The following is a 13,158-nucleotide window of genomic DNA, read 5'->3' as shown; positions in this document are numbered from 1 at the left end:
CCCTTTTGAACGATCCCGGGCGTAGCTCTCGACGTGTCCGATCCCGCAGACGACTCCGACGCGTCGTTTCGGACTGTCGCCGATCCCGGGGAAGCCAGCTTCGAGGTGAGGGGTTCGGAGTTCATCGGCTACGTCGCACCCGCTAATACCGTCGAGGAAGCCGAATCGTTCGTCGAGACGATCCGCTCTCGACACCCTGACGCGACCCACAACGTCCCCGCGTACCGCGTGCCGGCGGGCGCGGACTCGTCCGGGGGCGAGACCAACGCAGACACCGGTGCCACGCCTCCCAACACCGGAGTGATGCTCCGAGAGTACCAGTCGGACGACGGGGAGCCGTCGGGATCGGCCGGCAAGCCCGCCCTGAACGTGCTCGTCCAGCGCGACGTCCGGAACGTCGCTGCGGTCGTCACCAGATACTACGGCGGGACGAACCTCGGCGTCGGCGGCCTCGCCCGCGCATACTCCCGCGCTGTCAACGACGCCGTCGACGACGCCGAGGTGGTTCTGACAGTCCCACACGAGCGGTTCGACGTCACCGTCGCCTACGACGACTCCGGGACAGTCCGCGGACTCCTCGAAAGTGCCGACGTCGAGTTCGATGCGACGTACGAGGCCGAGGTCTCGTTTTCGGTCCGCGCACCCGTCGCAGCGGCCTCGGAACTCCGCGATCGCATCCGAAGCGCGACCAGCGGGCGGGCAGATATCGACCAGTGACGCTGTTACCAGAGACGCACGACTGAAGTCGTGCGCTTCCGCCCTGTATATCGGTGAATACGGTATCTGTATCCAGCGATGCGGTTACAGAAACCCGACTATCGGGATGTATATTCTTCGGCAACAGAGCGAGTACCGCTTCTCCGAGTCAGGAACAGACCAGCTTGATTTTTGAGAGAGACGGCAGTAGTTTGCAGTGAGATGCCTGCCGAGAAGTCCTGTCCAGATTGTGAGACTCCACTAGAGCAGATGAGACTACAAGGGACCGACGCTATCGGAGAACTGTCTATCGTCTCAGAGTCGACGGACGATGGCTTCCTAAGCAGTCTCCGGGCGGACGAAATACTCACACCAGTTCCATATGTCTGCCCTGATTGCCGACGAACGCTTTTGTACGCCGAGGAGTGATCGGTGCTCGGTCGCCTTTTTCGATCACCAGTTTCGAGGCGGACCCCCCGGCCCCGAGGAGCGAGGGCTTCCGACAGGTCGGATGCGCGAAGCGAGTAGGCCGGAGAGGACAGCGCGAAGCGAGCAGGCCGAAGAGGACAGCGCGAAGCGAGTAGGCCGGAGAGGACAGCGCGAAGCGAGCAGGCCGAAGAGGACAGCGCGAAGCGAGTAGGCCGGAGAAGACAGCGCGAAGCGAGCAGGCCGAAGAGGACAGCGCGAAGCGAGTAGGCCGGGGAGGACAGCGCGGAACAGAGTTCCGCGGGCCGTGCGAGCGGGCAAAGCCCGCGAGCAGAAGCCGACACTCCAAAATACTAACCACGAGACAGTGGCTGTCTGATTCCTAAATCATAAAGTACCGTTGAAATAACATCTTAAATATGGAAGTCAGGCGTACCGCGCCGGTTAATTGTCGCTGTGGGCGGCTACCCCTGTTCGAGACGGTGAAAACCGGCGTGAGGATGTTCACGATGCTGGGACATCCGAGCGGGCGTTCAAATGGCTTGACAACGACGAGCGGAGAGCGAGTTATTCGAGGCTGAAACGTCGCTTTGTGCCACCCTTGGATACTTCATACGGGCTACTGTACCTACCAATATGGTCGACATCGACTCCGAGACGCTGTTCAACGGCGCGGCGGCGACGCTCACCACGATTGCCGTCCTCTTTTTTGTGTTCAACGTTGAGCTCAACTTCTCCCCGGTGACGAAGATCGCGATCGTCCTCGCCTTTCTCTCGCTCGTCCTCGCTATCTCCCAGCGCACCGCCGATCCGCAACTGACGATTCTCGGGTACGGCGTCGTCGTCATCTCGATCGTGGGGCTCTTTTTCGATCTCGTCAATACCTTCGATCTCGGGAGCGAACTGACGGTCCTCGGTCTGCTCGTCCTTGCGGCTATCCTCTTTGCGCTCAGGACCCGGTTCGATAGCCAGAATCGCCTTCTGAACCCGCAGCAGGCCAGATATCTCATCGCGGTCGTCTCCGTTCTCGCGGCCGTGATCCTCATCACCGACGTCGTGACTGGCGGCCTCGCCTACGAACTCCAACCCGAGAGCAGGATCGAAATCGACGAGTCGCCACGGGAGAGACTCCAGGTCGCGACCGTCACTGTCACCAACCCGACTCCCCTCCCGGAGCGAGTCGAGACCCCCGACTATTCGGCCTGTGCCGCGGGCGACTGGAGCGAGTACAGATATCCGGCAGATCCCGACCGGGAGGAGCGGCCGCCCGTCCGGGCGCACCTGAACGTCGAGGACGGCTACAACGAGCACGTGATGAGCTTCGGCTCGAAGACGTATCCGGTGAGACTCCACATCGAGGCGACGAACACGACCGGAGAAACGTTCCGCGTCGAGCGCACCGACGAGTGCCCCGACGACGATTCCGGTGCCCGGTACATCGCGATCTACGAGGGAGCCGGCAACGGGCCGCGAATGTTCCCGTAGACGTTTTCACATCGATTATCCACAACATCCAACCGGCTCGCCCCTGTCGCCGCCGTCAGTCGACGATAATGTCGGCGTCGTCGTCGCCGACGTTACGGCTTCGCGGCTGCATCTCGGTCCGATAGCGCTCGATCCAGTCGGCGAAACACCCCGGACAGAGCCGCTGGCTGTCCACTTCGGATCGATCGACGTTCAACTGTACCGTCCGCGCGAGGGGGTCGTCGGTCGGCTCGCCGCAGGCGTCACAGGGCTGGCTCCCGGCCATACGTCCCCCTGCGTAGCCCGTCGGTAAAGGTGTTCACCAGGTCCCGGCGGGATTCGACGTCGCAGCGGCGATCCCACTGGCCTCGAAGGCGGTAGCGCCACTCGCTCGTAACCCCACCCACTCATTATCAGGTCGTTCGGAACGCCCGATCCCCGGCGTCGCCCAGCCCGGGGATGATGTACCCGTCATCGTCCAGATGATCGTCGATAGCGACGGTCAGGAGATCGGCCCGAGGGAACTCCTCCCCGATTCGGAGGAGGCCGTCGGGCGCCGAGACCGCCGAGAGCACGAACACGTCGGCGGGCTCTGTGTCGCTGGCGTTGAGGACGTGATCGAGAACGGCACTCATCGTGGATCCGGTCGCGAGCATCGGATCGGCCACGATGACGGTGTCGTCTTCGGTGATCTCCGGCAGTTTGACGTAGTCGATGCTGATCGGGAACTCCCCAGCCTCGTTCATCCCCGCCTCCTCGTCGCGGCCGGCGCTGATGACGCCCTGTTTCGCTCGCGGGAACGCCTTCAACAACCCCTCGACGAACGGCGTCGCCGCCCGGAGGACGTTGACGATGACGACGTCGTCGAGCCCCTTGACCCGCTCGCCGGTCGTCTCGGTCAGCGGTGTCTCGACGCTGACGTACTCGGTTTCCATCGCGCCGTCGATGATCTCGTACCCGCAGATCCGACCGAGTTTCACCAGCCCCTTGCGGAACGCCACCTGCTCGGTTTCGACGTCCCGGAGTCGAGAGAGGGTGTCCTTCGCGAGTGCGTGCGTGATCAGATACGCGTCGTCGCGGTCTTCTATGGTCATCAGTTCCACAGTCGGGAGGCGGACCCACATAACTCACCGGGATCGTTCCGGCTGCCTGACCGAGCACGTCGGGCCGGCTGCCTGACCGAGCACGTCGGGCCGGTTTCCCACCTATCGGGTGATGATATGCGTCGCCGCCATAATGATCAGCGCCAGCGATCCCACGTTTACGAGCGTGAACTGCGCGATATCGACCAAGCTCAGTCCCCACACGACGAGGGTCGCAAACAGCGACGAGAGGACGAGGTTCATCGCGAAGAGCACGCGCGGGTCCCCTTGCGAAGTCGTCTCCATAGTCTGGTGTCGTGGCCGGCCTTCACATATTTTGCGCTGGCGCCCGAAACGGGAATGTGAACGTCCGCAATCGCGAGGGAGAACCCGTCGATCCGGTGCCGTTCGCCGTCGTCGCCGGGTCAGCGTGGCTGCTGTGTCTCTCGTTTGGTCCCCTCTACCTCGATGCGTTCGCCATCCCCTGGCCGCGCGGCCTCGCTATCTCGACGGCCATCGCGTTCCTTACCACTGTCTGGGCGTACCGGCGATACGTCTGGACCGTCGATCCCGTCGTCCGCCGCGAGGTCCCGGCGAAAGTCCGATTCCGGCAGATCTGTTACGGCGCACTCGTCTTCGGTATCGTCTTCCTCGTCTTGAGCGTTCTCGTCTTCGCTCGCGGCGCGTGAATTGCATTTCTCGTTCGACCCTTTGCTCTCCACCGGGTGACTTTTGCTTTGCCAGCGGATCAGACTCGCCTGTCGGCCGTGCGTGCCCCGCGGACGAGCGAGGCGGAATTAACAGGACGGACTCACATTTCCGGTGTATGGGACTGCTCGGAACGCTCAAAGACACGTTTGCGGCGTCGACGGAGTCGCCGAACCGGGGTGACGCGACTTCGTCCACGAGCGGCGCATACTGGTGTCACGACTGTGCCGAACGAACTCTTGCCGACGACGTCGCCGGCGACGCGCCGCCGACGTGCCCGGAGTGCGGCGACGAGATGGAACTCGAACGCTCGCCCGATTCGACGGGCTGTGCCTGCTGACTACGGGACATCTGTCGACTCCCGCTCCCGCGCAGATGATTCGGTCGGATCGGCGAGCGTGTACTCTTCGTCGGCCTCGGTCGGATAGCGATCGAGTCCCGACAGCGTCTCCCAGTCGCTTTCGAACTCCTCGTCGGTGAGGAGCGCGTCGTCGAGCCGTTTTCGCAGCGCCGCCTCGTCGATATCCTGTCCGATGAACACCAGTCCCGTCCGTCTGTCTCCCCACGTTTCGTCCCACTCGAATCCGAGATCCGACCGGTTGTTGCGGTAGCTTCGCTGCTCGAATTCGGGCAGGCTTGCGACCCAGCGACCGGTTGCCTCGACCGTCGCGGAGGGGCCCGCCTGCCCGTACGTCAGATGCGTTTCCTCCCGGCCAGCGACCCAAAGGTGGCCCTTCGACCGCAACACCGAGGGCGGAAGGTTGCCGAGCACGTCGGCAACCCGCTCGGGATGGAACGGCCGACGGCGCCGGTACGTGAACGAGGTGATCCCGTAGTCCTCCTCGGGATGAGTGTGGTCGTGATCGTCGTGACCGTCGTCGCGGTGGGCGTGATCGTCGTGACCGTCGTCGCGGTGGGCGTGATCGTCGTGACCATCGTCGCGGTGGGCGTGATCGTCGTGACTGTCGTCGCGGTGGGCGTGATCGTCGTGACTGTCGTCGCTGTGGGCGTGGTCGTCGTGACTGTCGTCGCGGTGGGCGTAGTCCTCAGAGTGTACACCCCCGCTCTCGGAGTTTGTGGCGGCGTCCGCGCTGCCGCCTCCTTCTTCGGCTGGGGCGTCCAACGCCTGCTTCCACCCGGCCTTCTCGCCTGCAGTCGCGGGATCGAACAGGTCTACCCCGAGCACCTGATCGATCTCGACGTCGCCGTAGGTGGTCCTGAGAATCCGCGCGTCCGGACGCAGCGATCGGACGACACCCTCGACTCGCTCCAACTCCGCGTCGTCGACGAGGTCGGTCTTGTTCAGGACGACCACGTCCGCGAACTCGACCTGTTCGACGAGCAGGTCAGACAGCGGTCGGCGGTCCCCGTCGCCGCCCTCCGCGACCGACTTCGTCGGGGTCGCATCAGCGTCAAACGTGTCGGCAAACAGCCGACTGTCGACGACGGCGACGACGGCGTCCATCCGGTACTTCGCTGCGGCGGGAGAGCCGCCGGTGAAGAGCCGGGCGACCGGTGCCGGCTCGCTGATGCCCGACGGTTCGACGACCAGGTGGTCGAAGGACCGCTCTCTGGCCAGTCGCACGACCGCAGTCTCCAGGTCGTCCCGCAGTTCACAGCAGATACAGCCGTTCGAGAGCTCCGTGACTGTCCCGTCGGCGACCGAGAGGTCCGACGCCTCGTCGACGAGGTCGGCGTCGACGTTCAGCTCCCCCATATCGTTCACCAGCACGGCGATGTTCCGATCCGAGGAGCCTTTCAGCAGCCGGTTGAGGAGCGTCGTCTTCCCGGCGCCGAGGCTCCCGCTGAGCACTGTCACTGGTGTCTCATCCGACGACTTCAGCATACGCTCTGTGGGCGCTGCCGACACTTCAACGTGCGGGCGCTGTTGTCGCAACGCACGTGCGCGACTGTATCGACCCGTTCTCCCCTCCCCACCCCGGTCTCCCGGTGCCGCGGGCATCCCGCTGGCGACGAGTTTGCGACTCCTGCGGACTGGCACGCTGGGCACATCCGGGCAATACGCTTTTGTTGCGGCGTCCGTACCTCGCGCTATGTCCCTTGTGGAACGGATCAGACGCTTCCGGACGGCTCTCGCCGAGTGGGCTCGGGGGCTCTACCACGGGATGATCTCCCATCCCGCCTACGAGAAGATCGAAAACGAAGCCGAGGACCTCGAAGACACGTTTATGCTCGCCTGCTTCCCGGAAGCCTTCGGGATCCCCTCGCCGGTGTCGTACTACACCGCCGAGTTGCTCCCGTATCTCGAAGACGAGTTCGAGGCCTGGGAACGGCGGATGTGGGATCGCGGGTCGATGCTCGAACGAAAAGGCCAGCAGTACCACTTCTGACGATGCACAAACACGTCTTTTTCGGCGGAAAGGGCGGGGTCGGGAAGACCACCGTCTCCTCGGCGTACGCGCTCCGGTGTGCCCGTGCAGACCTCCGCACACTGATCGTGTCGACGGATCCGGCCCACAGCACCTCCGACGTCTTCGATCAGCAGTTCGACGACGACCCCTCCTCCGTGGAGGGGATCGACGGTCTCGACGCGATGGAGATCGATCCCGAAGCCGAGACCGAGCGCCACCTGATGGAGACCAAACGCGCGATGACCGATCAGGTGAGCGCCGCGATGGTCAACGAGATCGATCGCCAAATCGAGATGGCCCACCAGACACCCGGTGCCTACGAGGCCGCGTTGATGGATCGCTTCATCGAGGTGATGCGCGAGGCCGACGAGTACGACCGCGTCGTCTTCGACACTTCGCCGACCGGCGGCACGCTCCGGTTGCTCTCGCTTCCGGAGATGCTCGAAGGGTGGATCGATCGGCTCGCACACAAGCGCGAACAGGCGATCGAGTTGTACGAACGAGCGGCGATCGGCAACAACGAACCCCGCCGGATGATGGACGGCGATCCGATCCTCGACCGACTGCGGACGCGCAAAGAGCGCTTCGAGTTCGCCGGACAGAAACTCAGAAACGACGCCGCCTTCTTCCTCGTCGTCAACCCCGACGAACTGTCGCTGCGGGAGACGAGCCGTGCCGTCGACGAACTCCAGTCGTACGGTCTCGACGTCCGCGGGCTGGCGATCAACCGGCTCACGCCGGAACCGGAACCCCACGAGGAGGGCCGCGGCGCGACCTTCCTCCGCGACCGGGTCGAAACCGAGCGGGAGCACCTCGAAACCCTCCACGAGGCGTTCGAGCCGCCTGTCGTCGCGGAGATCGAAACCCGCGTCTCCGAAGTGAAAGGGAGTATCCTCGAGACGGTCGCCTCGGAACTGGATATTGAGGTCCGTCCGGACCCGCCCTCGTCCTCGGCGGAGTGACCACACGAATCGGCCTCACTCACACACGAACAGGCTTCACTTTCAGACAGACAGGCTCCACTTTCGGACGACCTGGTCGCCGGCGGCTGTTTCTCCGGGACACCCTCTCCCGTTTGCTCACACCGAACCTGTAACCCGGACCGGTTTCATTACCAGCCCATTGATCGTTAACATTATACGTGATTCTTCCGCAACGATGTGTGGGGCAATCACAATATGGTCCAGGTACTATGGTTAGTCATAGCGATACTCGTGCTGTTCAGCATCGGGTATCTCGGATACTCGAGGTATCTCGCGCAGTTCGTCGACCTCGACGACGACCGCGAGACACCGGCACACAAGTATGAGGACGGCCAGGAGTACGTCCCATCGAAGAAGCCGGTGCTCCTCGGGCACCACTATTCGAGTATTGCAGGCGGCGCACCGATCGTCGGCCCGATCACGGCCGGCGTACTATGGGGGTGGCTTCCCGCCCTCGCGTGGATCGCGATCGGCAATCCGCTGATGGGGGCGGTGCACGACTTCTCCGCGCTGTCGGCCAGCCTCCGACACGAGGGGAAGTCGATCGGCTACATCATCGGGGAGTACATCGGCGAACGCGGCAAGAATATGCTGCTGTGGTTCGCGTTCCTGACGATCATCCTCGTCGTCGCCGTGTTCGCACTCGTCGTTGCCATCGTCTTCAACGCGTTCCCGCAGGCGGCGACAGCCAGTCTGATCTACATCGGACTGGCGGTGCTGCTCGGCGTGTGGCTGTACCAGTTAGATCTCCCGTTCCTCGTTGGGACCGGGTTGTTCGTCGCGCTGATGTTCGCCGGGGTCTGGGTCGGCATCCAGTACCCGCTCGCGCTGGTTCCGGGCGATTACCCCGCCGGAACGATCGTCCTCCTCGGATCGGGGATGTCGTGGCTCCCCGCTGCCGGCGCGTTCGGCGCCAACACGGCGGCGTGGATCCCGATCATCCTGATTTACGGCGCCATCGCGAGCGCCCTGCCGGTCTGGTTCCTGCTCCAGCCGCGTGACTACCTCTCGTCGTTCCTGCTGTACACCGGCGTCGGCGGCGCGCTCGTCGCCGTCATCGTGGGAACGCTCCTGGGTACGGCGAACCAGCCGCTCGTGACCAGCCTCGAACCGTTCTACGGCTTCATCGGCCGCAACGGCGCGCCGCTTTTCCCGCTGCTTTTCATCACGATCGCCTGCGGGACCATCAGCGGCTTCCACTCGCTGGTCTCCTCGGGGACCACCGCGAAGCAGCTGAACCGCGAAACCGACGCTCGCGCGATCGGATACGGCGGGATGCTCGGCGAAGGCCTGCTCGCGACGGTTGCACTCATCTGTGTCGCGGTCGTCGCGCCCGACGTCGGCGGCGGGATCGGCCTGGCGCTGCCGACGTTCGCGTCCGGTGGCGCCATCCTACTCACCAGCTTCGGCATCCCCACCTCGTTCGGGGGGCCGTTCATGGCGCTCGTGCTCGTGAGCTTCCTCCTCACGTCGACTGACACGGCCGTGCGCCTCGGCCGCTATATGATGGAGGAGATCGTCGGCACGCCCGAGACGTCCGTCGAGTCGTTCGCTTCGGACCGCTACGGCAACGCCGCGCTCCAGACGATCCCGGCGTACGTCCTCATCGCCAGCGGGTCGTGGGCGACGCTGTGGCAGCTGTTCGGCGGCGCGAATCAGCTGCTCGCGGCGCTTGCGCTCCTGACCGCGACGGTGTGGCTCGCGAACTGGGACGACTCGAAGCAGCTTCTCAGCACCGGCGGCCCGATGGCCGTGATGGTCGCCATCACCGTCTCCGGGCTCCTGTGGCTCGCCTTCCACAGCAACCTCTACACCAAGTTCCTCGATCCCTCGTGGATGGCCGAGGCGACGACGGTGCAGATGATCTCGGCGGTGACACAGATCGCCCTCGCGCTCGTGTTGGTGTATCTCGGCCTCTCCTTGGTCAAGATGGGCTACGACAACATCGACGAAGTCCGCAACGGCGAACGGGCGGGCGGCTTCTCGCCGGGCGACGACTGAGCGTCGGCCGCGAAACCGCATCGTACCAATTTTCCATTTCTTCACCCGGCGAGAGCGTCGTAGTTCCGCTGGAGTGGCTTACCGACTGTTCGTCTTCCTTTCTCGCAGGGGAGATTCTTTGTGAAGTTCGACATCCTGCCGACGCGTCTCACCGATTAGATTATTTACTGTCATATCTCTCTATCATCTATGGCTGAGTCGGCCTGTCACGTCTGTGGCTCGGAGACTACAGTTGATGGGATGCCATATCGGTGTGCGTACTGCGGAAACCCTGTCTGTACTGATCACAGACTGCCCGAGAACCACACCTGCACAGGTAGTCGACTTCCTGACGATGAATCTCCGGAGGGCCGTGAGTCGATGGCGATGCGTCTGAACGAGGACCAGACTGTCGGGACGACGCCGAGTGATATCGGTCAATCGAGCCCGGATGTTGCTCTCGATGGCTCCGTTGTTGGGGCGGAAGAGAAATCAGAGGTTACCGAATCGGATCCTTGGTGGCGACGACTGCTTCCGTGGTGAGTCCCGTTCCTCTCTTCACTCCTCAGTAACCAAACTTCGTATGCAGATAGTCTCATACAGACGTTTCCCAGACGAGAATCAATAATTGCTCACCACGGCTCGTCTCCCTATCGACGTAGTAACAAATAGATAATTAATTAGGAAAAACGTGATCAGTTCAGCAGTAAACCCTGCGAGCGTGGAAACGTCTACTCGGCAAAATCGACGCCTGTGATCTCGAACTGTGCCCCGCCGTCGGGGCTTTCTGTGATCTGTATCCTCCAGTTGTGTCCAGTGACGATCTGCTGGACGATGCTCAGTCCGAATCCAGTCCCGTTCTGCGCCGTCGTAAATCCTGTCTCGAAGACACGGTCGCGCTTCTTCTGGGAGATTCCCGGGCCGTTATCGGCGACGTAAAATCCGTCTGCCGTCGTCCCGACAGTCACGCGGACGTCCGGGCCGGCGTGTTCGACTGCATTCCGAAAGAGGTTCTCGAATAGTTGCTGGAGCCGAGAGTGGTCGGCCATCACTCGTGGATTCGATTCGGGCGACTGCAGGACCGCTTCCGAGGTATCTACATTGTCCCACGCCCTCCGTGCGACGATTTGAAGCGGGACTGGCGTCGTCTCACCGACCTTGTTCTCACTCTGTGCGAGTTCCAGAAGTTCGGTAATCAGCGCGCTCATCCGATCGAGCGCGTTGTCGACGAGTTGCAGTTCGTCCCGATCGATATCCTCTTGCAGAATATCAAGGTATCCCTGAGCGACATTCAGCGGGTTCCGTAGATCGTGTGAGACGACGCTTGCGAAGTTCTCGAGCCGTTCGTTCTGGCGCTCGATCTCTCGTTCCCGGGCTCTCCGTTTCGAGATGTCTTTGATCGTTCCAAAGTGATAGGCAATGCCGTCGATCGACCGCCGAGTTGTGACCGTTGCGACAGGAACCTCCCGATCGTTATATTTGTGCACCGTTTCGGCCTTTCGTGTCTCGCCGTCCGCAAACGACGACCAGTATCCGTCAAACTTGCTCGCTTCGACCTCCGGAACGATTTCCCACAGCGTCTTTCCGATCAAATCCGAGGGTGCGACATCGAACAGATCCGCGTACGACTGGTTGACGTAGGTGTATCGACCATTCTCCCCGTAGATCCCGACGCCGACGCCGACCGATTCGACCATTTTGGCGAAAAACTCGGGCGCCAGATCTGTTGACGAATCAGAAGTCACGTTGTCCGATGAATGATATTAAACGATTTAATATGTTCGCTCGGCCGTCCCCCGCTCCGGGACCTCGTCCCGAGGGACGATTCGACCAGCAAGCCTGCACACGGCCGTATGGACGGTCGACGACCGTACAACCACCGTATAGATATTCTGCGGTCGTGCCAACCACCGTATAGACATTTAGCAGCGTACCAACCACTGGATGGACATTCAGCGGTCGTAACAACTACAGGATAAACAGTCAGCGGTCGTCAACACGTTCTGGACGGTCTATGACTGGCTTCTGATTCCTACCCGTCGCCGAGTCGCCGCGCCACCGCGTCGCGGATCCGTCCGAGTACCGTGCGACGCTCGGCAGGCGGCACGTCGCGCCACAGCGCGAACGCCTCGGCCGAGGCCCCCTCCTCGCTTTTGACGATAGACTCGTGGTCGGGGACGACGACGGCGAGGTTGATCTCATAATGCCCGTAGTAGCCGAATTTCAGCAAGGTCCGATCGCGGAACCCGTCGACGAACTCCGCGACGTCCTCGGGGAGCGTCTCGGCGACGACGACGAACGTGAAGTCAGTCCCGAAGTGTTCTTCGTCGGGGACGAGCCAGTCGGCGTCGTCAGCCAGGTCGTGACCGAGGTCCACCAACCGCTCTAGGTCCGCGACGGTCGGCCGGTCGGTCCGGCGAGCGAAGATGAACTCCCTGTGCTCGTGGTTCGCGTAGTCTAACGCCGGATGGAAGAAATGCTTCTGGCTCTCCATCCGCATCTCCGCGAACAGGGGGAACCGCTCGCCGTTGACCATCTGGTCCTGTTCGAGATTGTAGTTGAACATCAGCCGATCGGAGACCCGATCCAGGTACTCGTCGTCCCAGACGGGGATCGACGAGCGGTCGATTCCGGCCTCCTCGGCCGCTTCGTCCGGATCGAACGGTTCGTGGGACTCGTCGGCCATTATTCGTCGTCGTACGGGACTGCGTCTCCGTCGACTGCCGGCGCCCCGACCGCGAGCACCACGACGTCCTCGGTCGAGTCCTCGGGGTTGTAGGCCCGCTGTGGGCTCTCGGGATCGACCGCGAACAGTTCGTCGGCGTCGACCTCGAACGTCTCCTCGGGCGTCTCGACCCGCAGCGTCCCCGAGAGGACGTAGAACGCCTCCTCCTGCTCTTCGTGGTAATGATACGTCAGCGGCAACTGCTCGCCCGGTTCGGCCCGGAAGCGGTTGATCGCGACGTTCGAGAGCTCCGCTGCCGTCCCGAGACGACGCAGTTCACACGGTCGGCCCTCGGCCAGCGGCACGTCCTCGGCATCGACGACTCGGTATCCCATACGGGGACACTCCACACACACACACAAAAGCCGCTCGGGAGGGATCCTCCCACAATTTTAATGTCGATTGGTGCCCACAATAGTGTAATGCGAACGAACAGTAACACTGAGTCCTGCGGCCGGTGTTCGATGTCGACAGTCGTGGAGGCGGCAGACGTCGAGAGCGAGGGTCCGTTCGATGGCGAGCGAATCGAAGTCGACGACGACACGCTCCGTCAGGTCTCGCCGGGCGCGTGGCTCGGTGGGGTCGTGGGCCGGCTGGATCGGTTCGCCACGCGATTCATCCACGGAAACCGCTGAATTCCGGATCACTCGCACCTCTGACGTCCGTTTTCGGCATTCGTTACGGACTGGCGGGTGTGTCGGACGCCCGCAAGACCCGGAGTA

The 13,158-nt window shown here is 62.7% G+C and carries 16 protein-coding genes; 9 read left to right on the top strand and 7 right to left on the bottom strand.

What is annotated here, in order from left to right; genetic code table 11:
- Positions 1-33 precede the first annotated feature (33 nt).
- Both RJT37_RS02885 and RJT37_RS02880 read left to right on the top strand, forming a co-directional pair.
- Positions 34-717 carry an IMPACT family protein gene (locus RJT37_RS02885; protein ID WP_313687636.1) on the top strand — a complete coding sequence of 228 codons (684 nt, stop codon included), beginning with the start codon at positions 34-36 and terminating at the stop codon, positions 715-717.
- A 1,041-nt stretch (positions 718-1,758) separates the two neighbouring features.
- Entirely contained in the window at positions 1,759-2,607 is an 849-nt protein-coding gene (locus tag RJT37_RS02880) for a hypothetical protein (RefSeq protein ID WP_313687635.1), read from the top strand.
- 55 nt (positions 2,608-2,662) lie between these two features.
- On the opposite strand, the gene RJT37_RS02875 is transcribed toward RJT37_RS02880, so the two are convergent.
- The 3 genes from RJT37_RS02875 to RJT37_RS02865 form a co-directional block, all read right to left on the bottom strand.
- Positions 2,663-2,872 carry a DUF7569 family protein gene (locus RJT37_RS02875; protein WP_311170217.1) on the bottom strand — a complete coding sequence of 70 codons (210 nt, stop codon included), beginning with the start codon at positions 2,870-2,872 and terminating at the stop codon, positions 2,663-2,665.
- 127 nt (positions 2,873-2,999) lie between these two features.
- Complete coding sequence (gene upp / locus RJT37_RS02870) at positions 3,000-3,680, bottom strand: uracil phosphoribosyltransferase (protein ID WP_313687631.1); 681 nt, start codon at positions 3,678-3,680, stop codon at positions 3,000-3,002.
- Between the two features lie 111 nt (positions 3,681-3,791).
- A complete protein-coding gene (locus RJT37_RS02865) occupies positions 3,792-3,974 on the bottom strand; it encodes a DUF8107 family protein (RefSeq protein ID WP_313687629.1) in 183 nt (60 codons plus the stop codon).
- Between the two features lie 56 nt (positions 3,975-4,030).
- Between RJT37_RS02865 and RJT37_RS02860 the strand changes: the two genes are divergently transcribed.
- Together RJT37_RS02860 and RJT37_RS02855 are read left to right on the top strand one after the other, a co-directional pair.
- Positions 4,031-4,357, top strand: a complete 327-nt coding sequence (locus RJT37_RS02860; RefSeq protein ID WP_313687627.1) for a hypothetical protein — start codon at positions 4,031-4,033, stop codon at positions 4,355-4,357.
- A 137-nt stretch (positions 4,358-4,494) separates the two neighbouring features.
- On the top strand, positions 4,495-4,716 hold the full coding sequence (locus RJT37_RS02855; protein WP_313687625.1) for a hypothetical protein: 222 nt from the start codon (positions 4,495-4,497) through the stop codon (positions 4,714-4,716).
- On the opposite strand, the gene RJT37_RS02850 is transcribed toward RJT37_RS02855, so the two are convergent.
- The gene (locus RJT37_RS02850) at positions 4,717-6,222 is read right to left on the bottom strand and encodes a CobW family GTP-binding protein (RefSeq protein WP_313687623.1); all 1,506 of its coding nucleotides are present in this window, start codon (positions 6,220-6,222) and stop codon (positions 4,717-4,719) included. It abuts the gene before it with no gap.
- Positions 6,223-6,430: 208 nt separating this feature from the next.
- On the opposite strand from RJT37_RS02850, the gene RJT37_RS02845 reads away from it, so the two are divergent.
- The 4 genes from RJT37_RS02845 (at position 6,431) to RJT37_RS02830 (ending at position 10,254) form a co-directional block, all read left to right on the top strand.
- On the top strand, positions 6,431-6,727 hold the full coding sequence (locus RJT37_RS02845) for a DUF7990 family protein (RefSeq protein ID WP_313687621.1): 297 nt from the start codon (positions 6,431-6,433) through the stop codon (positions 6,725-6,727).
- Between the two features lie 2 nt (positions 6,728-6,729).
- Positions 6,730-7,710 (top strand): ArsA family ATPase, encoded by a 981-nt coding sequence (locus tag RJT37_RS02840; RefSeq protein WP_313687619.1) that lies wholly within the window; start codon positions 6,730-6,732, stop codon positions 7,708-7,710.
- Between the two features lie 216 nt (positions 7,711-7,926).
- Positions 7,927-9,732, top strand: coding sequence for a carbon starvation CstA family protein (locus tag RJT37_RS02835; protein ID WP_313687617.1), 1,806 nt, complete (start codon positions 7,927-7,929; stop codon positions 9,730-9,732).
- Positions 9,733-9,921: 189 nt separating this feature from the next.
- A complete protein-coding gene (locus tag RJT37_RS02830) occupies positions 9,922-10,254 on the top strand; it encodes a zinc finger AN1 domain-containing stress-associated protein (RefSeq protein ID WP_313687616.1) in 333 nt (110 codons plus the stop codon).
- A 188-nt stretch (positions 10,255-10,442) separates the two neighbouring features.
- Here the strand turns inward: RJT37_RS02830 and RJT37_RS02825 are convergent, their stop codons facing one another.
- The 3 genes from RJT37_RS02825 to RJT37_RS02815 form a co-directional block, all read right to left on the bottom strand.
- On the bottom strand, positions 10,443-11,408 hold the full coding sequence (locus RJT37_RS02825) for a PAS domain-containing sensor histidine kinase (protein WP_313687615.1): 966 nt from the start codon (positions 11,406-11,408) through the stop codon (positions 10,443-10,445).
- 335 nt (positions 11,409-11,743) lie between these two features.
- A complete protein-coding gene (locus RJT37_RS02820; RefSeq protein WP_313687614.1) occupies positions 11,744-12,397 on the bottom strand; it encodes a DUF8052 family protein in 654 nt (217 codons plus the stop codon).
- Entirely contained in the window at positions 12,397-12,771 is a 375-nt protein-coding gene (locus RJT37_RS02815) for a cupin domain-containing protein (RefSeq protein WP_313687612.1), read from the bottom strand. The genes RJT37_RS02820 and RJT37_RS02815 overlap by 1 nt, the downstream gene beginning before the upstream one ends.
- An 87-nt stretch (positions 12,772-12,858) precedes the next feature.
- Between RJT37_RS02815 and RJT37_RS02810 the strand changes: the two genes are divergently transcribed.
- Positions 12,859-13,071, top strand: coding sequence for a DUF8007 family protein (locus tag RJT37_RS02810; RefSeq protein ID WP_313687610.1), 213 nt, complete (start codon positions 12,859-12,861; stop codon positions 13,069-13,071).
- Positions 13,072-13,158: the final 87 nt, after the last annotated feature.

It is taken from the genome of Halobellus marinus (genome assembly GCF_032113415.1).
Lineage (GTDB): Archaea > Halobacteriota > Halobacteria > Halobacteriales > Haloferacaceae > Haloquadratum > Haloquadratum marinus.
Note: the sequence above shows the minus strand (reverse complement) of the source record. Positions and strands in the feature narration are given on the sequence as shown.